General features: G+C 39.3%; 18 protein-coding genes. 9 read left to right on the top strand and 9 right to left on the bottom strand.

Annotation, left to right across the window (positions count from 1 at the left end; all coding sequences use genetic code 11):
• Positions 1-23: 23 nt before the first annotated feature.
• Both dnaN and dnaA read right to left on the bottom strand, forming a co-directional pair.
• Positions 24-1,142: a DNA polymerase III subunit beta gene (gene dnaN, locus HXT23_RS05885; RefSeq protein WP_016635506.1), complete on the bottom strand. Its 1,119-nt coding sequence runs from the start codon at positions 1,140-1,142 to the stop codon at positions 24-26.
• 418 nt (positions 1,143-1,560) lie between these two features.
• Positions 1,561-3,297, bottom strand: a complete 1,737-nt coding sequence (dnaA, locus tag HXT23_RS05880) for a chromosomal replication initiator protein DnaA (RefSeq protein ID WP_422112837.1) — start codon at positions 3,295-3,297, stop codon at positions 1,561-1,563.
• A gap of 428 nt (positions 3,298-3,725) precedes the next feature.
• Between dnaA and rpmH the strand changes: the two genes are divergently transcribed.
• From rpmH to HXT23_RS05840, 8 genes are all read left to right on the top strand, one after another.
• Positions 3,726-3,860: a 50S ribosomal protein L34 gene (gene rpmH, locus HXT23_RS05875; protein WP_004114029.1), complete on the top strand. Its 135-nt coding sequence runs from the start codon at positions 3,726-3,728 to the stop codon at positions 3,858-3,860.
• A 20-nt stretch (positions 3,861-3,880) separates the two neighbouring features.
• Positions 3,881-4,417, top strand: a complete 537-nt coding sequence (gene rnpA / locus HXT23_RS05870; RefSeq protein ID WP_016635503.1) for a ribonuclease P protein component — start codon at positions 3,881-3,883, stop codon at positions 4,415-4,417.
• Between the two features lie 33 nt (positions 4,418-4,450).
• Entirely contained in the window at positions 4,451-4,771 is a 321-nt protein-coding gene (gene yidD / locus HXT23_RS05865; protein WP_032812863.1) for a membrane protein insertion efficiency factor YidD, read from the top strand.
• The gene (yidC, locus tag HXT23_RS05860; RefSeq protein ID WP_016635501.1) at positions 4,771-5,781 is read left to right on the top strand and encodes a membrane protein insertase YidC; all 1,011 of its coding nucleotides are present in this window, start codon (positions 4,771-4,773) and stop codon (positions 5,779-5,781) included. The genes yidD and yidC overlap by 1 nt, the downstream gene beginning before the upstream one ends.
• Before the next feature lie 140 nt (positions 5,782-5,921).
• Positions 5,922-6,500, top strand: a complete 579-nt coding sequence (locus HXT23_RS05855) for a protein jag (protein ID WP_016635500.1) — start codon at positions 5,922-5,924, stop codon at positions 6,498-6,500.
• 95 nt (positions 6,501-6,595) lie between these two features.
• Complete coding sequence (rsmG, locus tag HXT23_RS05850; RefSeq protein WP_422112836.1) at positions 6,596-7,303, top strand: 16S rRNA (guanine(527)-N(7))-methyltransferase RsmG; 708 nt, start codon at positions 6,596-6,598, stop codon at positions 7,301-7,303.
• Between the two features lie 251 nt (positions 7,304-7,554).
• Positions 7,555-8,502: a ParA family protein gene (locus HXT23_RS05845; protein WP_004131167.1), complete on the top strand. Its 948-nt coding sequence runs from the start codon at positions 7,555-7,557 to the stop codon at positions 8,500-8,502.
• Positions 8,503-8,504: 2 nt separating this feature from the next.
• Positions 8,505-9,869, top strand: a complete 1,365-nt coding sequence (locus HXT23_RS05840; protein ID WP_422113091.1) for a ParB/RepB/Spo0J family partition protein — start codon at positions 8,505-8,507, stop codon at positions 9,867-9,869.
• 65 nt (positions 9,870-9,934) lie between these two features.
• Here HXT23_RS05840 and trxB read toward each other — a convergent pair whose 3' ends face one another.
• The 5 genes from trxB to HXT23_RS05815 form a co-directional block, all read right to left on the bottom strand.
• A complete protein-coding gene (gene trxB / locus HXT23_RS05835) occupies positions 9,935-10,888 on the bottom strand; it encodes a thioredoxin-disulfide reductase (protein ID WP_016801857.1) in 954 nt (317 codons plus the stop codon).
• A gap of 37 nt (positions 10,889-10,925) precedes the next feature.
• Complete coding sequence (locus HXT23_RS05830; protein WP_422112835.1) at positions 10,926-13,508, bottom strand: kinase; 2,583 nt, start codon at positions 13,506-13,508, stop codon at positions 10,926-10,928.
• A 226-nt stretch (positions 13,509-13,734) separates the two neighbouring features.
• Positions 13,735-15,510 (bottom strand): murein biosynthesis integral membrane protein MurJ, encoded by a 1,776-nt coding sequence (gene murJ / locus HXT23_RS05825; protein WP_422112834.1) that lies wholly within the window; start codon positions 15,508-15,510, stop codon positions 13,735-13,737.
• Positions 15,507-17,852, bottom strand: a complete 2,346-nt coding sequence (locus tag HXT23_RS05820) for a DUF6049 family protein (protein WP_422112833.1) — start codon at positions 17,850-17,852, stop codon at positions 15,507-15,509. The genes murJ and HXT23_RS05820 overlap by 4 nt, the downstream gene beginning before the upstream one ends.
• On the bottom strand, positions 17,815-18,579 hold the full coding sequence (locus HXT23_RS05815; RefSeq protein WP_032812862.1) for an NUDIX hydrolase: 765 nt from the start codon (positions 18,577-18,579) through the stop codon (positions 17,815-17,817). The genes HXT23_RS05820 and HXT23_RS05815 overlap by 38 nt, the downstream gene beginning before the upstream one ends.
• 42 nt (positions 18,580-18,621) lie before the next feature.
• On the opposite strand from HXT23_RS05815, the gene HXT23_RS05810 reads away from it, so the two are divergent.
• A complete protein-coding gene (locus HXT23_RS05810) occupies positions 18,622-20,091 on the top strand; it encodes a CCA tRNA nucleotidyltransferase (protein ID WP_422112832.1) in 1,470 nt (489 codons plus the stop codon).
• A 48-nt stretch (positions 20,092-20,139) separates the two neighbouring features.
• On the opposite strand, the gene HXT23_RS05805 is transcribed toward HXT23_RS05810, so the two are convergent.
• Both HXT23_RS05805 and rsmA read right to left on the bottom strand, forming a co-directional pair.
• The gene (locus tag HXT23_RS05805) at positions 20,140-20,763 is read right to left on the bottom strand and encodes a LytR C-terminal domain-containing protein (protein WP_016801852.1); all 624 of its coding nucleotides are present in this window, start codon (positions 20,761-20,763) and stop codon (positions 20,140-20,142) included.
• 115 nt (positions 20,764-20,878) lie between these two features.
• Positions 20,879-21,769, bottom strand: a complete 891-nt coding sequence (gene rsmA, locus HXT23_RS05800) for a 16S rRNA (adenine(1518)-N(6)/adenine(1519)-N(6))-dimethyltransferase RsmA (protein ID WP_016635490.1) — start codon at positions 21,767-21,769, stop codon at positions 20,879-20,881.

Below are 21,769 nucleotides of genomic sequence, written 5' to 3'. Positions count from 1 at the left end.
GTGATTTGTTATAAGTATTTGTTTTAAGGATGCATTGGAACAACAAGATATCTGTAATTCATTGATTCATCGCCATCTGCTTCTTGTTGACCATTAAATTCAACAGCCTTAATAGTAGATGTGATTTTTACGTGAACAAATGGCTCACTAATAACGCTTAATCCTTCAATCAAATAATTAGGATTAAAAGCAACAATAATATCTTGACCATCCATATCTATGTCAATAGTTTCTTTTGCTTTAGATTCACTTTCATTTCCAGCACTTAAAGTAAGTTCATTTTCCGCAAAAGACATATAGATTGGAGCATATTTTTCTGCAACAATAGCAACGCGCTTAATTGCGTTAATAAGCATTTGTCGATTAATAATTGCGTGAATAGGATACTCATCAACAAAAAGACTATCTACAGAAGGAAATTCTCCATCAATAAGTTGAGAAGTACTAACGCGTCCAGAATTTTCAAATCCAAGAACAGAAGGTTCTTGCTCATTTAAGCTAATAACAACATTTTGATGCTCGTCAGCAGAGCGTGAAATATCTTTAAGAATACTTCCCTTAATAAGAGTTGAAGTATTTATATCATTATGCTCTGGAGTCCATCTAAAGGTGGAACGAGCAAGACGATACCTGTCTGTAGCTGTAAAAGTAACAGTATCATCTTCAAAACGAGCATGAATTCCTGTTAAAACTGGCCTATCTTCTTCTCTAGAAACTGCTACAGAAGCTTGATTTACAGCTTGAACAAAAGTAGGAGCATCTACTTGACCAAGTTTTGAAGGAACTTCTGGTAAATCTGGATATTCTCCTTCTGGCATAAGTTGCAAAGTAAATGTTGACTTACCAGAAGTAATCGTAAGAGTTGTTTCAGTAGAAGACAAATACGTTTTTTCTGCTGGCAAAGATTTTGTTATATCTGCAAGTAGTCTACCTAAAACGAGCACACTCCCTGCTTCGTCTACACCTGCTTCAATGTGATGACGGCTAGAAAGTTGATAGTTGAATGCGCAAAGTTGCAAAGTTCCGTCTTTTGCTTCTAACTTTAAGCCTGCAAGAATAGGATTTGCTGGACGATTATCTATAACGCGAGTAGTCCAAGATAGTGCGTCTGCAAAAGAAGCGGAATTAACTTCAACTTTCATATTTCCTCATTTCATTAAAACTGTGTTTATTCTATCTCATTGGCTAATGAAAATCTAATTTAGAAATAAATGCTAATCGTTAATAAAAAATATTATTATTATTCAAAAAATAAAGTAATAGTAGTAATAAGCAATGTGGAAATGTTGACATGTACCTAGAAAGGCTTTGTTAAAGCCGTTATGCACATAAGAAAAATGTGGATAACCTATGGGTAATTGTGTGCAGAAAAAGCCGAGTTATCCACAACCGAAGCTATTTTTTCGGTAATCCACATTTTGAGCTGCTTTATAAACAGTTTATTCACTTTTTTAACGGCGTTTTCCACCGCTTATCCGCAGGGTTTAACCACATTTGTGACTAACTATGTGGATAACTTTTTTTATTTTAATTAACAGAGTTGCACAGATTTGTGTAAAACTACTTTTTGTTTGTAGGATTTTGTTTTAATCTAACAGTTAATTCCATAACATAGTTATAGATTTCCTGCTTTTCTTGCATCTCTCCGCTAATTCGAGTATATGCATGCATAACAGTCGTGTGGTCGCGCCCGCCAAAGACTTCGCCAATATCAACAAGACTCATGCTTGTCATTTCTCTAGCTAAATACATTGCAATTTGACGCGCCAAAGCAACATTCTTAGTTCTAGATCTGCCAACAATCTCGTCAAAAGTCATGTGGAAGTACTTAGCGACTTGACCAATAATATTTGTTGGGCGAATTTCAATATCGGAAGCAAAGAAGTCTTGTAAAGCTTGTTCTGCCAAGGCTTTGCTTACGGGTTGATTACTTAATGATGCAACGGCTGTAACTCTAGTTAAAGCACCTTCAAGCTCACGAATATTCTCTGTAAAACGTTCCGCAATAAGATCTAGAACATCGCTAGGAACGTTAGAATTATTCATTAATGCCATCATTCTTAGAATGGCTATTCGAGTTTCTAAATCAGGCGGCTTAATATCAACAGTTAATCCAGATTCAAATCTAGAAATAAGTCTTGATTCAAATCCTCTAAGATTTTTAGGAGCAACATCGGAAGCAATAACAATTCTTTTACTTGCTTGATAAAGAGCATTAAAAGTATGGAAGAATTGTTCCAGAGTTGCTTCTTTTCCTCCCAAAAACTGAATGTCGTCGATTAAAAGAACATCAACCTCGCGGAATCGTCTATTAAAATTAGCGATTTGACCCTGGTTTTGACTTGTATTTTGCAAAGCCTCAATAAATTCGTTAGTAAATTCCTCACTTGTAATATAACGAACCTTAAGTGAAGAATCCTTAACAAGAGCATAATTGCCAATAGCATTAAGCAAATGTGTTTTACCTAAGCCAGATCCGCCGTAAATACATAAAGGATTAAAGTCTTTTCCAGAACCTTCTGCAACAGCTAAAGCAACTGTGCGCGCAAAACGATTAGAATCTCCAGGAACAAAAGTGTCAAAAGTTGCGCAAGTATTTAAGTGAGTAACAGGATCCCTTTTTATTGAAGAAGGAATTTTTGCTTGTGAACTATTAATACCAGAATTAATACCAGAATTAACTAAACCAGTGTTTTGCATGGTATTTAAGCCAGTTATGTAGTCAAAATCTTTTTGAACAGGAGTGTTGCTAGCTGAATCAACATTTTCAACACTATTAGTGTTTACAGGAATGCTAGTGTTTTCAACAGTTTGTGCACCAAAATCTGATTTTATGTTTTCTAAATAGTTGCTTTTAGAAGAAGATAAGTCTGAATTAACGTTTGTATTTTCTTCTAAAGATGTTGAAAATACTTGGGAATTCTCGTTTACATTCTGATTAAGATTGCTTAAATCGGAAGAGCTATTAGCGGCATTGATGTTAGTGTCTGCGCTATTAGTGGCAGTATTGTTGTTTTCTGATTGAGGAACAATCTTAAAAGCTGGAAACATATCTTTTCCAGTACAAATTTTTAATGACGTAAGCAACGCTGAACTAAGCTCATTTTGCAAAGCTTGCTGTGTTTCTATATTGGAGACACAAAGAACAATGGTAGTTCCAAAAATAGATTCAGGTTTTACACTTTCAAACCAGCTTTTATCGCGGTTGCTTAATAGAGCGTTATGACGCAACACTGCAAGGGTATTTGACCACACAATAGTGGCTTGCGCATTTGGATCGCTAAAAGAATCCGTCATGCTACACCCCCTAAAACCGGCAGAAACATTTTATTCAAGTCTTTACGCTTAATCAACAGAAATGCACAACAGAATGCATATCTATTCGCGCGCGTAAAGAGTGCTAGTAGAATATGTTTACTCCGACCCTAAGAAGTTATCCACAGCCTCGCGTGTTGAAAATGCTTAATTGTGAATAACATGTGTGTAATTTGTGGATAAAATAAAAGCTGCCAATCCACATTTTTCAAGGCTTTTATAAGTAGTTTGATTTGGTAAAAATGGTACAGAAAATTTTACGGTATTAAAAAATTTGACTTACTCAAGCGCAATTGTAAACACGTTTATAAAAAGATTTTTTGACTCTTGGTGAGGGGTAATAGTAATTTAGTATAGCTTGACTCATACGGAGCCGTGCTTTTGCATGGCTAAATACAGGAGCGTTAGTTATGAAGAGGACATTCCAGCCTAACAACCGTCGTCGTCACATGAAGCACGGCTTCCGCGTTCGCATGCGTACTCGTGCTGGCCGCGCAGTGATTAATCGTCGTCGCGCTAAGGGTCGTAAGACACTATCTGCCTGAGATGGAGCGCGTCGTAAAGCATGGATAGGCTGAAAAGCCATCGCGATTTTGTTGCGGTGCTCAAAAAACGACGCAAGGTGTGTTCACGGGATATCGTCGCGCATTACAGCATGCGTGGCGATATAGCCGTGTTAAACGCGCTTAACGAAGGCGAAAAAACAAGTCTGAATCAGATTGCCACGGGTTGTGATGGTAATACACCCGCGGCATTTTGTGATACCTTAAATCAGACTCAACAAAATGAAGCTGACTTAAGGCTAGGACTTGCTGTATCTAAAAGCGTAGGAAAAGCTGTTGTTAGAAATAAAGTAAAAAGACGCTTTAGAGTAATAGCAAAACAGCATCAATCGTTACTTCCAAATGGTTGTGACGTAGTTCTAAGAGCTAAATCTACTGCTTCTAGTGCATCGTTTGAATCATTAAATGAGCAGATTAAAAAGATTTTTGGAAAAATAGCCAGAAATCAAGATAAAAATCAGGAATCCGCAGAAGTAGATCACAAATTAAATCAAGCAGCAGAAACCGCTATTAATCAGCAAAAAACAACAATAAGTTGATTTAATAAGTTGGTTTAAGGAATAGTGATAGCTATGAGCAGCAGAAAAAGTGTTGTAGCGAATTTGATTATAAAAGCAATTCGCTGGTATCAACGCGCGATTTCTGCTAATAGACCAGCTTGCTGCCGATACTACCCAACTTGCTCAAGATACGCTATAGAAGCCGTTAGCCGCTATGGGGCGTTTAAAGGTGGCGTTCTGGCCGTTTTACGGCTGTTGCGCTGTAGACCATGGACTAGCTGCAGTATTGACGATGTGCCACGCAAATATTCAATTTTTTATCGTTGCGCTTGGTCCAAAGCGCATGAAGAGCCACGGTTAACTCCCTTGGCTGATCAAGACAAGGAAAACTAATGTTTAATCAAGACCACTTTTTACTTGATAATGGAATTTGGGGATGGTTCTATAAAATCCTTACGCCAGTTGAGTGGCTTATGACTCAAGTAATGGCGCTTTTCCACAAGCTATTTGTTCTTATTGGAATGAATGAAATTGGATTCTCCTGGGTTCTTTCAATCGTCTTTCTTGTGCTTGTTGTGCACGCGTGCATATTCCCTGCCTTTATAAAAAGCATTAAAGGTATGCGCAATATGCAAGCGATCGCTCCTAAAATGAAGAAAATTCAGCAAAAGTATAAGGGTAAAAACGATTCTGCTAGCAAAGAAGCCATGCAGCGAGAAATGATGAAGCTGTATCAGGAGAATAACGCAAATCCTGCTGGAAGCTGCTTGCCAATGATGATTCAAGGCCCAGCATTTATGAGTATTTGGTATACGCTTTCTGTTATTCCATTTATTGCTAGAGGAAAGCATACTGCTCTTGGTGCTTTTGATGTTGCTACAGCGCAGCAATTTGTTAAAACGCATGTGTTTGGTGTTGGTGTTTCCGACACGTTTATGACGGTTCAAGCAGGCGGAAAAGTTGTTATTGTAATCTTTGTTATTTTGATGTGTGCTGCAATGTGGTACATGCAATTTAACAATATTCGCAAGAATCTTCCTCCGGAATCTAAGCAAGGCAGCCAGTACACAATGCAAAAACTTATGATGTGGGGATTCCCATTAATCTATGTTTTCTCTGCATTCGCTCTTCCATTTGCAATGCTTGTTTATTGGCTTGTAAACAACATTATGAATATGCTTCGCTCTATTTGGCAGGTGTATGCCTTCCCAACTCCAGGATCTCCTGCAGCCGAGGAAAAAGAAAAGCGTGATTACAAAAAAGAAACAGAGCGCAGAAAGCGCGAAGGTTTGCCTTCTATTGAAGAAGAAAAGCTTCAACAGGCTCGAGAAGAAGCTAAGCGCAGAGAATCAGAAGGATTCCAACGTAAGCAGCCTAATCGCAAGCGAAAAACAAGTAAATAATGTAAAAACAAGGTAAATGTGAATTTATTTATTAGATTTATTAAAATTATTAAAATAATTTATAAATTTGGATTTATCTTCAGTTAAACTGTACACAGAATTGTGATTCTTGACATTTATTGAAATTAAGGAGTATGTAAATGGCACAAGACGAGACCAGGAGCATTGACCAGCTCAATGAGGAAGCTGATATAGCTGCCGATTACTTAGAAGGACTTTTAGATATTGCCGACTACGAAGGCGATATTGAAATGGGCGTTCGCAACAATAGGCCAATGATTCAAATTGTTGCGGATGATGATTCCGACATTAAGCATTTGATTGGTAGAGATGGAGAGGTTGTTGATGCTTTGCAACAATTGAGCCGTCTAGCTGTTCAGCAAAAAACTGGTGAAAGATCGCACTTAATTGTAGACGTTGATGGGTTCCTTAAGCGTAAGCGTCAACATTTGCGAGATATTGCGTTGGATGCTGTTGATGAAGTTCGCGAGACTGGCGATTCTGTTGATTTGAAGCCAATGAATTCGTTTGAGCGTAAAGTTATTCACGATACAGTTAGAGAAGAAGGCTTAAGGTCTAGGTCTCATGGAGAAGAACCACATCGCTACGTTACTGTTTATATGCCTGCAAGTGCCATTGAAGACGATGATTTAGATGAAGATGTGGATGTAGACATGGATGATGTAGACGTAGAGTTGGACGAAGAATATACAGAGTAGCAATTAGCTTAAATAAAAAGTAACACAATGGAACAAAAATGTTTTATTGTGTTACTTTTTGTTTGAGGAGCTGATTTGCAGAAAAGATTTTAGATATGGAACAGGCTGACAATTTACAAAACAATGTAGATGAAAACAATGTAGATGAATTAGATAACTCCCCTTTGTTGAGTGAAGTCTTAGGCAATGCTCTTGATAAATGTAAGATGTTTCACGTGAAACTTAAGGAAGAGGGATTAGTTCGCGGCCTTGTTGGCCCAAGGGATATGAATATTCTTTGGGAAAGGCATATTCTAAATTCGGCCGCAGTTGTTCCATTTGTTAAAAAAGCAGTTGAAAAGTCAAATAAAAAATCCATCGCAGACGTTGGAAGCGGCGGAGGTTTTCCAGGAATTGTTGTTGCTGCTTGTTTGCCAGATTGCAAAGTAACATTAATTGAACCAATGGAAAGACGAGTTCTTTGGTTAAAAGAATGCGTAGAGGTTATGGACCTAAAAAATGTTACAGTTTTTCATGGAAGATCAGACGAAGTTATTGCTAAAGTTAAGTCTCACGAAATTCCAGCCTTTGACGTAGTTACATGTAGAGCTGTTGCACCTATGACAAAATTGGCTGGATGGACCATTCCACTATTAAGCAAGAATGGCCAACTAATCGCGTTAAAAGGAAAGTCTGCACAAGCGGAGATTGATAAGGCTGAAAAGATGATTAAAAAAGTAAAGGGGTTAAATCCTAGAGTAGTTGATGCCCCTGTTGCTAAAGGCCTTCAATCAACAAGTGTTGTAATAATTGATAAAGGCTGATTTAATTTTTGTGATTTAGTTCTGTATTTTTTCGCAATTATTTTGTTGCGTTAACTTTCATTGAATGTTTCACGTGAAACTGAATAAAGATGTTATATGTTTCACGTGAAACTGTGTGTTTTTATAATATTTTTGTAGTATTTTCTGCAATTTTTATGGTGTTTTATGTCCATAGAAGAAAGGAAACTTGAAAATACTACGGTTAAATTGGTTAGTTTGGTAATTTCCCATAGGTGGGCGGGGTGGTGTGAATGGTGGAATCAGCAGAAGATACAATTAAACGTATTTTTGGGGATTCTGGATCTTCCTTGGGCAGTGAGTTGGCAGATATAACCAGTCGCTTCCATGCCATTGATGGCGTTGTGTTCCCTAAGCCGAAGACTACACGTTTTATTGCGGTTGCGAATCAAAAAGGCGGAGTTGGAAAAACCAGTTCCGCTGTGAATTTGTCGGCAGCAATGGCTGTTGGTGGGTCAAAAGTTTTATTAATTGATATGGATCCGCAAGGTAATGCTTCTACGGCAATGAATATACCACATTCTTCCGCAGATCCTTCTATTTATGATGTTATTGAAGGAAGAAAGACTATTGCTGATGTTAAACAAGAGTGCCCAGATATTGCAGGGCTAGATGTTGTTCCAGCTTCGATTGAGTTAAGTGGTGCTGAATTAGAAGTTGCTCAAATGGAAGATAGGAATAATCTTCTTAAGAACGCAATTGATGAGTTTTTAAGCTCTAGCAGCGAACATTACGATTACGTTTTTATTGATTGCCCACCTTCTCTTGGTCTTTTAGTAATTAATGCAATGTGTGCTGTGCACGAGATGCTAATTCCGATTCAAGCAGAATACTATGCTCTTGAAGGCTTAGGTCAGTTGATTCGAACAATTGGTTTGGTTCAAAAGCACTATAATCCTGCGCTTGTTGTTTCTACAATGCTTGTAACAATGTTTGATAAGCGAACTCTTCTTGGTAGGGAAGTTTTTCAAGAAGTTAAAAATCATTATCCAAATATTGTTCTTAATACCACTATTCCGCGAACTGTTAAAATTCCAGAAGCGCCAAGTTTTAATCAAAGTGTTATAACCTACGATCCGCATGGAACAGGTGCTGTGTCTTATAGAGAAGCTGCATTTGAGATAGCTAATAAGTCTGATGTAATTTTGTCTGTTATTGATTCAAAAAGAGAGGGTAATTAGTGATGAGTGCAAGTAAATCGCGTTTGGGGAAAGGATTGGGAGCATTATTCCCTGCACTTCCTGGAGAAGATAGTTTAGATGAGTTTGCTAACAAAAAGATTGAAGATGTTTCACATGAAACATTAGAGAGTAGCGACACTTCGAGCACTGTTTCACGTGAAACAGACAGTAAAATCGTAGATAAAAATACGCAAAAAAATGTTTCACGTGAAACCAAAGTCTTTGTCAAAAAGACCACCAAAGTTCCTAGCGTTGATGACTCAATTTCCCCGCATTTAAGCCAAAAATTGGGGGAAAATACTTCTGTTTCACGTGAAACAGTGTTGTCAACCGCTAGCAAAAATAAGCATTCAGCAAAGCGAACTTCTATGCCGTCAATTGATGACGTTACAAGGCCAATTGACTTTTTCTTTGGTGATTCTGCTTCTAAGTCATTTGTTTCTTCAAAGCAAAAGAACGAAGATAATGATAAAAATAAAGTTGCAGAAAAAATATCGCAAGATAAACAAACAAGCCAAGCGCAAGATCTAAAGCCCATTGAAGGTGGCTATTTAGAGTATTTAGAGCCGAGCGATATTGTTCCAAACGCTCATCAGCCGCGTACGATTTTTGACGAAGAAGAGCTTCAAGAATTGTCTGCTTCAATCAAAGAGGTTGGAGTTTTGCAGCCGATTGTTGTGCGAAAAATCAAGGATGCAAGTAAAGGTGATTTACACAATGCTCATTATGAGTTAATAATGGGCGAGCGAAGGTGGAGAGCAACACAGCTAGCTGGTCTTAAAAAGATTCCAGCGATTGTTAGAACCACTTCGGATGAAAACATGCTTAGGGATGCCCTTTTGGAGAATTTGCACAGAGTTGCATTAAATCCGTTAGAAGAAGCTGCAGCTTACGCTCAAATGATTGATGATTTTGGACTTACGCAAATTCAGCTTTCTAAATCCGTTTCTAAGTCCCGTCCTCAAATCGCAAACACCTTGCGACTTTTGAATTTGCCAGCCAGCGTGCAAAAACATATTGCGTCGGGAGTGCTTTCTGCAGGTCACGCCCGCGCTCTTCTTGCATTAGCTTCTACAGAAGAAATGGAAAATCTCGCAAAACGTATTATTGCAGAAGGCTTATCGGTTCGCAGTACGGAAGAAATTGTTTCGATTAAAGTAGACAATGGAGACGATTCTTCTAGAAGAACTAGAGTTAAACGAAACAACAAGTGGGTGTCTTCTCCAATTAGAAAGCAGCTTGAAGATCGATTCTCCACAAAAGTTGCCATTAAAGGAAGCGAAAATCACGGAAGAATCGAAATAGTATTTTCTTCTCCAGAAGAACTGCATCGAATAGTCAATATTTTAGTAGATAAAAAAGATTAATAATAAACCCCCAATAAGCTGTTAATACAACTATTGGGGGTTATTGTTTCACGTGGAACAAAAAATTATTGTTTGTTCAAATCAGTTAAATCATTCAAATAGGCTTGTGCATCAAGTGCCGCGCGGCAGCCCATACCAGCAGCAGATATTGCTTGCCTATACACGCTATCTACAACATCGCCAGCAGCAAAAACGCCAGGAACTGAAGTTCTAGTAGATGCTCCTTGCACAGCAATAGTGCCATCTTCGTTAAGATCTAAAGCACCATTTAAGAAACTTGTAGATGGGGAGTGTCCAATAGCAACAAAAATGCCGCTTGCCTCAATATTTTGAGTCTCGCCAGTTTTAACATTCTTAACAGTTACAGATTGTGCATCTCCATCCACGCCGTTTACAGAGCAAACAACAGAATCTAAAACAAAATTGATTTTGCTGTTTTTGCGCGCGCGGTCAACCATAATCTTAGACGCGCGGAATGAATCACGCCTGTGAATAAGCGTTACGCAAGAGCCAAAACGAGTCAAGAAAAGTGCTTCTTCGAAAGCAGAATCACCGCCGCCTACAACAACAATAGGCTTTTCCCTAAAGAAGAATCCGTCACAAGTTGCACAATAAGAAACACCGCGGCCCGAGTACTCCTGCTCTCCTGGAACGCCTAATTTGCGCACTTGTGAGCCCGTAGAAACGATTACAGCCTTAGATGTGTAAGTTACGCCATCGTCGGTTGTAACCGCTTTTAAATCGCCATTAAAATCTACAGAAATAACATCGTTAAGCAAAATTTGTGCGCCGAATTTTTCTGCCTGTTTTTGCATTGCTTCCATTAAGTCTGGGCCTAAAATGCCGTCTGCAAATCCTGGATAATTTTCCACTTCGGTAGTGTTCATAAGCTGCCCTCCAGGTGTTAGTGCTCCAGCAATAACTAGAGGGCTGTATCCAGCGCGCGCTAAATACAAAGCAGAAGTGTATCCAGCAGGACCAGAGCCAATAATAATTACGTTTTTTTGCACAGTTTTCATAAAATATTCCTAATATTCCTAATAGTTTTAATATTTTTTAGTAAATTCTAACGTAGTTTATATATAGCCCATTCATTGGTATAGACCCTTGTGGAACCCACAAGATAAAGTCTTGCGCAGTTATAGGCTTTTTGAACTTTACATCTGTTACTCCGCTAGCGTCAAAGGTAAAGTCTGCAACTTTTTCTCCAGCGCTAGGATCGTTCTTGGAATTTGCAATCAAATACCCATGCCCGCCCGAAGAACGAATCGAAACAACAAATCTGTATGCTTCTTGAGGCTGAGTTAAGTGCATGTAGTAGCCGTAGCCGCGCTGATTGCCCGTATCTTCCAAGAATTGCTGAATATCTATAGGGTAAGGCGTGTTGTTAGTAGGCATTTTAGGCTTTGGTACTTGCTTTACTTTCTTGCGTCTATTTTGTTTCTTATGCTTGTTTTTAAGGCTTTTATTATCCTTATTGCTCTTATTCTTTTCGCCAGACTTCTTTTCGTCAGACTTACCCGTATTGTTCTTACTTGGTTGCTTTTCTTTAGATGAATCGCTTTTATCTTCCGAAAGAACACCTTGACTTCCAAAAGGCACATTTTCAACACTTTGCGAATCCCAAGAATTAGATTTTGCAAAGTTTGATGGCGCTTCGTGAGAGTTAAAAAGACTATGCAAAGATATTGCAAAAACAACAACTACCAGCAATGCAACAACGCCAATAGCTAAGACTTTTGTAGAAAGTCCTCCAAAAATCTTAGCATCCGCAATATCTACATTGTTTTGATTCGAAGATTTCTTTGCTTTTAAGTCGTCTTGATGCTCGTGAGGCTGGAAGCTAGGAGGCATGGATGAGTGAGACAATAATCCAGCATTTTGGCTGCTGTAATCGCCATATTCCTCGTTTTCTAGCTCCTCTTCTCGCAATGCTCTAGCGGATTCTTCGCCAGGAGCAACAAAACGCCCATTGCTGTCTACAACAGGCACTCTTCCTGTTGATTCGGCTTCTAATGGCAAGATTTGCGGCTTAGAAAGCAACTCCGTGTGTTTTGTGTTACTGCTTAGAAGGTCTTCAAAGTCGAATCTTCTAGGCATTAGTGGCGAAGATAAGTCATCTTTTTGTGAATAATCGTTTCCAGAAGTTAGCGAGTCTAAAGTGTTTAACGCGCTTTTATTTCCATTTTCTTTTGCGTACGAGTCGTTTGTAGAATCATTGCCAATGTTTGCATTCTTGCTATTCTCGTTATTTTTATTTTCGCCAACCTTATTCTCTTCGCTTGCTTGCGATTTATCGGTTGAATAGCTAGGGAAACTTGTGTATGTTGAAGACAAATTGTGGAAAATTGAATCATCGGCGTCTAGCTCAGTTGGAGCTAAAATATTCGCCATTTCTGCTGCAGCAATATCGTGGAAGTCGTAGTCTGTTCCAGTTGAATCGGACTCTGGCAAAGAATCAAGTTTTTTCCCAGAATTATCACCATTTCTTTTTAGCAAAGCGCTTAAAGCACCAATGGTTTTGCTTGCATTTTTAAGACCAGTATTTTTAGCGTTTTTGCCAAACTTGTTAGGCTTTTCGTCTTCGTTTTTTATTGATAAATCACTTGAATCTAAAATACCAATAGATTCTTGACTTGATAGTTCGTTTTCAAGCAAATCTTCGTTCTTAGATAATCCTTCTGGAAAATCAATAAGATCATTGTCTTTGCAAGGTAAAAGTAATGCTTTTTGAATAGAAGATTCGCTTGCATCGTTGTTAAGAATAATATCTTTTTCGCTAAGCTTTTTAACAGGAGTATATGTGCCTAAAAGTGCCAGAAGCTCCCCAATAGATGCCATTGGAATAATGCTTGAATCCTTAGCAGAAGAAAGGCCTCTTTTGCAAATCATAACAAATTCGCCAGGAACGCCGTCTGCAAGTCTAGAAACGTTAAAAACTGTGTTATTTTGCGTGTATCCAGTGCGCGTAAGAAGAGCATATAAAAGCGCAGAAAGCTGATGTGTTGCAATGTTTTCTACACTTTGTGGCAAGTTTTTAGACTGTTCTTCGCTTTTATTTTGATTTTCGCTTTTGTTTTGCGAATCCTGCGCGTCTTGCTTATTTTTAGTACTCGGCTTATCTTGTTTGTCTTGTGAATATTGCTTTGAATATTCAACAGTAATGTCTTTTAGTAGAGGGCTTATTGGCGCGCAAGCTAGCTCTACTCCATTATTTGTGATTCTTACTGTGTTTGTTGAAATAGCATAATGAGTTATTCCAGATGCAAGAAGTTTACTAAGTGCGTTTGCTGCTTCGGCAACAATAGAGCGTATAGCTTCGTAGCTAAGTGTAGAGCTATGTGATTTTATGTAGTCGTCTACAGTTATTCCAGAATCCAACTCAGTTATAATAATTGCAACATCATCTATGTTGTGAATTTTTAGAACTGGCGTAAATTTGCGGATTCTAGATAGTGCAAGAGTAGAAGATATTGTGTTTACTTCGGGAAGGAATCTACGGTCGCGCACAATAAAGAGCTGGCAATCTCTAGCAAGTATGCGGTCGCTAGCTTTCCATACTTGAATGCCTGCTTCTTCTCGCAAAGGTGATATTAGAGCGTAGCGATTAAGTATAATATCTCCCAACTGAGGTTTCATCTACTCCCCGGCTTCCTACATGAGTAATGAATATGCGTAAATAATAAATCCCATCAATTATTGTAATTGAAGAATTTAGTAAACGCTCCTTATTTTTGCAATTATTGTTGTTTAATTATTTTGATTTAATTATTGCTCACTGTGTTGATTTATGCTTATCAACTTGTATTGTGACGATTATTGTTGACTATTGTGACCTTTTATTACACATTTGCACCGTTTTTGCCTATTTTGAACGAACAACGCGAGACGAATTATTTTTGTTGCCATTTTTGCTGCTGCTTTCACTGCTGTTTTTGGCATTACTTTTAACAGCATTTGCGCGCTCAAGATTTAGCAAGAACGACCATTTTACGCCGATTTTTTTAAGAATTGGATTAATAATGATTGCCAATTCGCTTGTTTTTAAAAGCAAAAGAGTAGATACGTAAACGATTACAAGAATAATAGTTATAATTGCGCAAACAAAAATCGCAAGCAACCATCGATTAACGCCACGAAGGTTTGGTGAATCTAAAGAAATCCACTTGTAAATAAATTCTCGAGCCAAAATTCCAACAACAGCAGAAACAATAGCAGCCGCAATCACCTTTATGTGAGTAACAATAAGCTGCTTATCGTCTAAATTATTGTTAAAACGAGACCTAATCATTTTAACAAGAGCAGGGAAAGTAAGAATGTAGCTAAATGATGCAGCTGCTGCTAAAGCGCTAACCCAGTAGTTTGGCGGAAGGAACTTTATGCAAGAAAACACAATAACAAGTTCTACGCAAAGTTGCGCTGCGCAAAACATAAATGGATGCTTTCCGTCTTCAAAAGCGTAGAATGTGCGTTGAATAATCAAATAGGCGCTAGATAGTGGCAAGCCAATCGAAAGCATCATAAGAGGATCGGCCATTAAGTACGCCTCTTTTATGCTAATTGAAGGAAGCAGAGCCAAAGAGATAGGCATTGGAATAACAATAAAAGCAACGCTAAAGAAGCACATTAAAATGCTAACGCTTCTAATGCAAGAGCTTAAATCTGCGCGAACTGTAGATAAATCGTGTTGCGCAATCGACTTGGAGATTTTTGGAAAAACAGCGGTTGCAACCGATACAGCTATAAGCGAATATGGCAGAATAAACATTGTGTATGCGTTTTGAAAAGTGGCGTTTCCTGCAACATCAAATTGGCTTAATCCCAAGGTTTCTTCGGCTATAGAAGGTGCGCTTGTTGTTATGTGAGTTGTAGCCATTGTAGAAAGCTGGCTAACTGCCACTATTGCAAAACTCCAAGCTGCAACAGGTCCCATAGAGCGCAAGCCAATGCCGCTAATGCCAAAACTTGGCTTATACTTTAATCCGATTTTTTTAAGAGGAATAAACAAAACAAGTGCTTGAGCTGCAACACCTAAAGTCCAAAATCCTGCAGTTAAAAGCATTGTAGTGTTGTTCCAAAAATGCGCAGGCTGCCTACTTGCCTTTCCAAAAATCGCAATAAACACGCCAAATCCCGTGCAACTAACAATGTTTGCAGCAACCGAGCTCCAAGCGTACATTGCAAACTTGCCTTTAGCAGCCAGAACTTGGCCGAGCACTGTATAAAGGCCGTAGAAGAATATTTGAGGCATACACCACAGCGTAAAAGCGTTTGTAAGTGCAATCATTGCTGGGTTAGACCCAACGTAAAGCCATGTTAAAACAGGTGTGGCAATCGCCATTAAAGCTGTTACGCCTAAAAGCAGAATAATAGCAAATGTTATTAGCTTATTTAGCCTATTTTTTGCATCTTGTTTTTCTAGAGTCTTAACGATTTGTGGAACAAGAACAGCGTTGAAAATTCCGCCAGAAACAAGCGTATAAATAAGCTGAGGAATCATAGACCCAGCCTGGTAAGCATTTGCTGCCAAACCAGTTGTGCCAAGAGCTGCGGCGAGCAAAATTGTTCTAATCTGGCCAGTTATTCTGGAAGCAGCCGTGCCGCTTGCCATTATAATCGAGTTGCGGCCTACTGAATTCATTCGTCTGGATCCTTTTTACGATTAAACTGCCTGAAAAGCCCAAAAGCTCCAAGTGCAAAAGCAAATATTATAATAATCGTACCGCTTTTATCGCTGATTTGCAGCGTGCTTGTGATTGCCGTCTCTTTAGTGCTACTAAAAACGTTGTGGTTTCTATCTTCTAGAGCAAAAGTGGCTTTAACTTTGCTAGATGTTGTAGATCTAAGTGGCAAAATCACCTGGGATTCGCTATTTGCTGCGATTTTAACTGGTGTTTTTCTTCTAGTTACTATTTCCATAGAATTGGTATACGCAGTTAAATATACGCTAATCGGGTATGGGTTTGTGTTGCTGATTGTAATCGGCATGGTTGCTGTTTCGCTTACAAGAGTAACGTCTTTTGGAGGAATAATATTGATTCCAGAAATGAGCATTTTAGCCAAATCGTGAGTGCCATTTTTGGTTTGTGTCTGCGATTCGCTAGCGCTACTGTTTGATTGGCTAGCGCTATTTAACGTATTATTTAGCTCTCTTTGAGCCATTGCGTCAAAAAGTTTAATAAGATTTTCGCTCCAGATTTTGCTGTTTTGATTAATTTTTAACTTTGCGTTTTGTTTTGCAAGAGACTGAGCATCTGACTCGCATGTTTTATGGTTATTAAGCTCATTTTGATCAAGAATGCTGTTTATAAATTGGTTTACTAGCATTCTGTCTGAAGCTAATTGGCTAATCTTAGATTTGCTTGCGATTAATGATTTTCCTTCGATTGCACTCGCCTTAGGAACTGGGCTATATCCAAGGTGTTCTTTAGTAATCGCTTTTGAGCGAGTTAAAGAATTTATGTCTAGAAGACTAATCCAAGGCGATTTTTCTAGAATGCTTACAACTGATTCGATTAAAGGTATAGAAGAATCTGGGCTAAACGTTAGTAGCAAATGCCTAGGCATATAAGGCTGTTCCATCTGGTAGAAGGCGCTTTGTGCTGCAAGTCTGTTTAGAAGTCCTGCGCTAGTAGTTTCTGCTGCCGATTGAACGCTCGTAAAATGTCCATTTATTAATTCGTTAAGCGTTTCTTGGCAAGAAAGCACTTTTACGCTTCCAGAAGATGTTTGAACCTCGTAAACACCATTTTTTACGGCAAAACGGTTTGCTAGAGGGTCGAATCCGCTAGTGGCCACTACTGTTTTGTATCCGTTTGCGGCAGCCTGTTCTAGCGCGCGTAGAGTCCATTTTTCGCCTGTTTGAAAAGCGTAGGAATCAAGATTTAGCGGCTTTGTTGTTGAATTTTCTAATACAGATGATTTTTTACTCCAAGAATCTAAACCAATTCCAGCTAGTTTATAAGAAACATGATTTTCAGATTCCGCATACCTGCTTATGTTAAAACCGTTATTTTGCATAAATACGGAAGGTGTAAATGTTGGTTCACTAAATTTAAGAGTGTTTGGGTCTGCTATTGTTTGCAACTTTGGATGCTTTTGAACAAGATTTATCAAAGAAGTAATGCGCTTAATACTGTTTTTACTAAGTCTGATTTTTTGGTTAGTTGTAGAGCCTGTTGTAGAGCCTGTTGTAGGATTTGATAAATCTTCTTGCGATTCACTAATCGTGTTAATAGAAGGAGAAATATTGTGCTTGCTAATGTTGTAACGCCAATCGGAAGATTTTGCGATTATTGGCATTAGTAAAGTCACATTAATTGGCGGAGTTTGAACGTTTTTAATGCCAATATTTGCTCGAGTTACAAACGATTTAACAGAATAATAATGCTTAAAATCTAAAGAAGAATACGTTATAGAAACAGGTTTTGGACCCCAATAAATAATGTTTGAAAGATTTTGACTGTTTGCATCAACGTCGATTTGCGCACTATAAGATTTTCCGCTTGCAAGCGCTGGAACACTAACTTCGCCTATTAGTTGAGGCGTTGGAATCCTAGACTCGGCTTGGCTCCATTTTTGCAAGTCGGTTCTAGACATAAAAGTGTACCAAGGGTTAAAAGTGACTTGAATTTTGCCTTCTGGAAAATCTTTAGAACTGTTATTTTTAAGCAGAAGACTAATGTGGTATCCGCTTTTATCTGTAAGAATCGAAGTTGACTTTACGATTTTTATCGAGATTCCTTTGGATTTTGTGTTATACAAAGAGTAGGAGCTTAAGGAAGACTGATTAGCATACGCGACTTTTGGTGCGAAGAAAAATGGGAAAGTCGCAAGCAAGAGTGCCATTAGAACTGTGGTTGCGCAAAGTCTTAAAAACGCGTTTTTTTGCGACTTACGCAACTGGTTTTTTGAAAAATCAATCACATTAATCACATTGGTAACGTTAATCACGGTTTTGCCGCCTATTCGCCTTTTTAGCATACATCCATGCTATTTTTCGTTCGTTTGGGTAGCTTAAAATGTCGTTAAGGTTCTTAAAATCAACCCAAATCGCATCTTCTGCTTCGTGATCTGGGTCTCCAAGAACAGATAATTCGCCGCTAACATACTTAAGCGCAAAGTGGTGAACAAGTTTATGCACACGCTGGCTTGTTCCAGTAAACCAGTAGTCGATAGTTGCGATTGAATCAACAACTTCGCCAAGAATACCCGTTTCTTCGCGAATCTCTCTAACTGCTGTTTGTTGCGGTGTTTCGCCTTTTTCAATATGACCTTTTGGCAAACACCATTCCATGTGGCCACTTCGCGAATGCCGTGCTATAACCGCGACACGCCCAAGAGAGTCAAAAACTAATCCTCCAGCGGAATATTCTCGAACAATAGGCAAATCCTGTGCGTCTAGAGAAGCAAAAGTTTTAGGGCCGTCATTAACTCTTCTTTGAGGCATTAATGCAGGAGAAGGGGCATTAATAGAAGATATTTGCTGCCTGGATTCCGTTATATTAACATGAATGTTTTCAACAGTGTAGCTGCCCGAAAAGCCCGAAATATCAACAAAAATCGACTCCTCTTCTTCGGTTTGTTGCGGCTGAATTTTGCTTTTCATTCTAGCAACATCAAGAGGAGTGACTCGAATGCTTGGAGTGTTTTGGGTATGATTATCCGAGGCTCTGGCGAGCATGCGTCTTAAGTCTTTCGGAGTAACCATACACTCCACCTTACTCAATCCGCTGTGCATTGGGGTAACGGTATGCTGGAATGTAGTTTGATTTTTGCTGAAAGGGTGTTTTTAAGCGTGTCTGTGAACTTTGAAGTTTGGCCAGAAGCCATAGAGTTGGGTAAATTATTTGCCGATCACAATTACGAGTTGGCGCTTGTTGGCGGCCCTGTGCGAGACATGCTTTTGCATAGAGTTTCGCACGATCTTGACTTTTGCACATCTGCCAAGCCAGAAGAGTTTGAACCACTTCTTAGGTCTTGGGGTCATGACGGTTTTTGGGACATGGGTCGAAAGTTTGGCACGCTTGGAGCTTTGAAGCGCAGAAAAGACGGAACCGAAGTAAAAGTAGAGATAACAACTTACAGATGCGATGCTTATAATCCAGATTCTAGAAAGCCAGAAGTAAAATATGGCGATACTTTGGAAGGTGATCTTTCTAGACGCGATTTTACTGTAAACGCAATGGCTTTGCGCGTGCCAAGTCTAGAATTTGTGGATCCATTTGGCGGAGCAAGCGACTTATCTAAAGGTATTTTGCGAACTCCAGTAGACCCACGTCAGTCTTTTGACGACGATCCTTTAAGAATGATGCGTGCTGTTCGCTTTGTTGCTCAACTTGGTTTCACTATTGAAGCAAGCACGGCTGAGGCCATTTTGAGCATGGTTTCTAGATTAGATATTGTTTCTGCGGAGCGCGTTCGCGACGAAATAACAAAGATGCTTCTTTCGGCAAATCCGCGTGCAGGAATTGAAGCAATGGTTGATTCTGGTATTGCAGATAGGGTTTTGCCAGAAATTCCTGCTTTGCGCTTAGAAATCGACGAGCATCACAGGCATAAGGATGTTTTTGAACACACAATGATGGTTCTTGAGCGCGCAATAGCGCTTGAAACAGATGACGAAGGTGCGGTTCCTGGGCCAGATTTAACTTTGCGACTTGCTGCTCTTTTGCACGATATTGGCAAGCCGCGCACTAGAAAGTTTGAAGACGGCGGAAAAGTTAGCTTCCATCATCACGATATTGTTGGAGCTAAAATGACTAGAAAGCGCATGAAAGCTTTGCATTTTGACCATCATATTATTGACGATGTAAGCGAGCTTGTGAATTTGCATTTGCGATTCCACGGCTACGTAGACGAGCCTTGGACGGATTCTGCAGTTAGAAGGTATGTTAAGGATTCTGGCCATTTGTACGAGCGTCTAAATCGCTTAACTCGCGCAGACGCTACTACCCAAAACAGGCGCAAGTCGCTTATGTTTGAGCATGCGATGGACGAGATGGAAGATCGCGTACGCGAATTAAAAAAGCAGGAAGATTTTAACGCAATTCGCCCAGACTTGGATGGCAATGAAATCATGAATCTTCTCGGCTTAGAGCCTGGTCCGATTGTTGGTAAAGCATACAAGCACATGTTGGACTATAGATTAGATAATGGCCCAGTAGATCACGATATTGCTGTTGAAGAGCTTAAAAAATGGTACGAAAGTCAAGCTGAATAAAGCGAATCGCGCAAAGCGTCTATATAAGCGTCTATATAAGCTAGAATCTTACTGAATAGGCTTGTGGTTTGCAGCTTTTGGAAGATTCTTAATTGTGTTATACGCTGCGCAGCCTCTAATCTCGTTAATTGCAGCTCCAGCAGCAGGAACGTCGGTTTTAGGACGAAGATTGCTAAAAGTGGCTCCTAAAACAACGTCAATAAGCTTATCTTGACGGTCGTCCATGCGCAAAATGGCGTCCTTAAAATTGGCTACTAGTGTATAAGCTTCGTTAATCGACTGTTTTCCAAAATAGATTGTTGTGCGCTTAACGCGTGTTTCGCTATTTCCAACTTCGATTAAGTTAAAACCGCGATTTCTAAGGCCTTCCCCGACTGCTCGCGCAAATCCGCGGAATTTTGTTCCATTTAGAACGCGTATAGAAACAGCGCGATTATCTATATAAGACGCTTTATTTTCGTCTTTGTTTTTTATAGCACAAGGCGCTTGAACGCCATAGTTTGGGTCTACTTCTGGAGTTCTAGGAGCAGCGATTCCAAAAAGATGCGATTGCACAATAAGAGCTAAAACAAAGGCAATTGCAACTCCGATTGCAACAGACGATAGCACAAATCGTTTTCTTTGATACATGAACTCTCTTCGGGCTAGTCGCTCGTCGTAAAACTGCGTCATGCTAACTTCCGATCTGTACTGTGTGCTTGTATTGTGCGCGTTGTGCGCTCGTATGCGTATGCATAAGTGTTAGCTATTTTACTTACTATGCATGACGGTGTGCTAGCAACGTATTTTAACTGTTAAAAGCTTTACAGAGAGCTAAAAATTCGTCGCAAGTTAAAGTTTCGCCTCGTCTTGTTGAATCAATCTTAGAAAGTTCGTAAGCTTCTTTAGGAACAATGCCTTTTAGTGCTGCGTTTAGCGTTTTTCTTCTCTGCTGGAATGCTGCATCAATAATCTTAAACACTTTTTCTTTTTCTTGCTCGCTGCCTTTTGGATTATCGTTTCTCTTAAAGTACACTAGCGCGGAGTCAACGTTTGGAGCAGGCCAAAATACGTTTCTGCCAATCAAACCAGCTTTTTGAGCAGTACCATACCAAGCCAACTTTACGCTTGGAGTTCCATACGTTTTATTGCCAGGCTGCGCGCATAAGCGATCTGCAACTTCTTTTTGAACCATTACGAGAAAGCTTGTAAGATTATCGAATTTTTCTAAAAGAGTAAGAATAATCGGTGTTGCAACGTTGTATGGAAGATTTGCAACAAGCGTAAAGTGCGCCGCTTTTGCTAAATCGGGAACATCTTGAGCGTTTACCTCTAACGCGTCTTTAAGAATCACATTAAACCGTTCTAAAGCATTAGGCATAAATTCTTTAACAGTACTCGGCAAACGTTTAGCAAGCGGAGGATCTATTTCTACAGCAGTAAGATTTGCGCCCGCTTGAAGAATCGCAAGTGTAAGAGAGCCAAGACCAGGGCCTACTTCCATAACAAAATCGTTTGAATTAATTTTTGACGCAGCAACGATTTTCTTAACTGTTCCAGGGTCAATAACAAAATTTTGACCAAACTTTTTTGTAGGCGTAATGCCCTCTTGCGCTGCGATTGCGCGAATATCAGCTGCTCCAAGAAGACGGCCTTGTTGATTTTCAATATTATCTTTCGTCAATTTAATACCATCCAA

Origin of the sequence: Gardnerella sp. DNF00257 (assembly GCF_049262745.1) — a bacterium.
Lineage (GTDB): Bacteria > Actinomycetota > Actinomycetes > Actinomycetales > Bifidobacteriaceae > Bifidobacterium > Bifidobacterium piotii.
Note: the sequence above shows the minus strand (reverse complement) of the source record. Positions and strands in the feature narration are given on the sequence as shown.

Excerpts from the sequence above, each read along its gene's own strand:
- dnaN (WP_016635506.1), bottom strand. The coding sequence starts at position 1,142 with ATGAAAGTTGAAGTTAATTCCGCTTCTTTTGCAGACGCACTATCTTGG.
- dnaA (WP_422112837.1), bottom strand. The coding sequence starts at position 3,297 with ATGACGGATTCTTTTAGCGATCCAAATGCGCAAGCCACTATTGTGTGG.
- rpmH (WP_004114029.1), top strand. The coding sequence starts at position 3,726 with ATGAAGAGGACATTCCAGCCTAACAACCGTCGTCGTCACATGAAGCAC.
- rnpA (WP_016635503.1), top strand. The coding sequence starts at position 3,881 with ATGGATAGGCTGAAAAGCCATCGCGATTTTGTTGCGGTGCTCAAAAAA.
- yidD (WP_032812863.1), top strand. The coding sequence starts at position 4,451 with ATGAGCAGCAGAAAAAGTGTTGTAGCGAATTTGATTATAAAAGCAATT.
- yidC (WP_016635501.1), top strand. The coding sequence starts at position 4,771 with ATGTTTAATCAAGACCACTTTTTACTTGATAATGGAATTTGGGGATGG.
- HXT23_RS05855 (WP_016635500.1), top strand. The coding sequence starts at position 5,922 with ATGGCACAAGACGAGACCAGGAGCATTGACCAGCTCAATGAGGAAGCT.
- rsmG (WP_422112836.1), top strand. The coding sequence starts at position 6,596 with ATGGAACAGGCTGACAATTTACAAAACAATGTAGATGAAAACAATGTA.
- HXT23_RS05845 (WP_004131167.1), top strand. The coding sequence starts at position 7,555 with ATGGTGGAATCAGCAGAAGATACAATTAAACGTATTTTTGGGGATTCT.
- HXT23_RS05840 (WP_422113091.1), top strand. The coding sequence starts at position 8,505 with ATGAGTGCAAGTAAATCGCGTTTGGGGAAAGGATTGGGAGCATTATTC.
- trxB (WP_016801857.1), bottom strand. The coding sequence starts at position 10,888 with ATGAAAACTGTGCAAAAAAACGTAATTATTATTGGCTCTGGTCCTGCT.
- HXT23_RS05830 (WP_422112835.1), bottom strand. The coding sequence starts at position 13,508 with ATGAAACCTCAGTTGGGAGATATTATACTTAATCGCTACGCTCTAATA.
- murJ (WP_422112834.1), bottom strand. The coding sequence starts at position 15,510 with ATGAATTCAGTAGGCCGCAACTCGATTATAATGGCAAGCGGCACGGCT.
- HXT23_RS05820 (WP_422112833.1), bottom strand. The coding sequence starts at position 17,852 with ATGCTAAAAAGGCGAATAGGCGGCAAAACCGTGATTAACGTTACCAAT.
- HXT23_RS05815 (WP_032812862.1), bottom strand. The coding sequence starts at position 18,579 with ATGGTTACTCCGAAAGACTTAAGACGCATGCTCGCCAGAGCCTCGGAT.
- HXT23_RS05810 (WP_422112832.1), top strand. The coding sequence starts at position 18,622 with ATGCTGGAATGTAGTTTGATTTTTGCTGAAAGGGTGTTTTTAAGCGTG.
- HXT23_RS05805 (WP_016801852.1), bottom strand. The coding sequence starts at position 20,763 with ATGACGCAGTTTTACGACGAGCGACTAGCCCGAAGAGAGTTCATGTAT.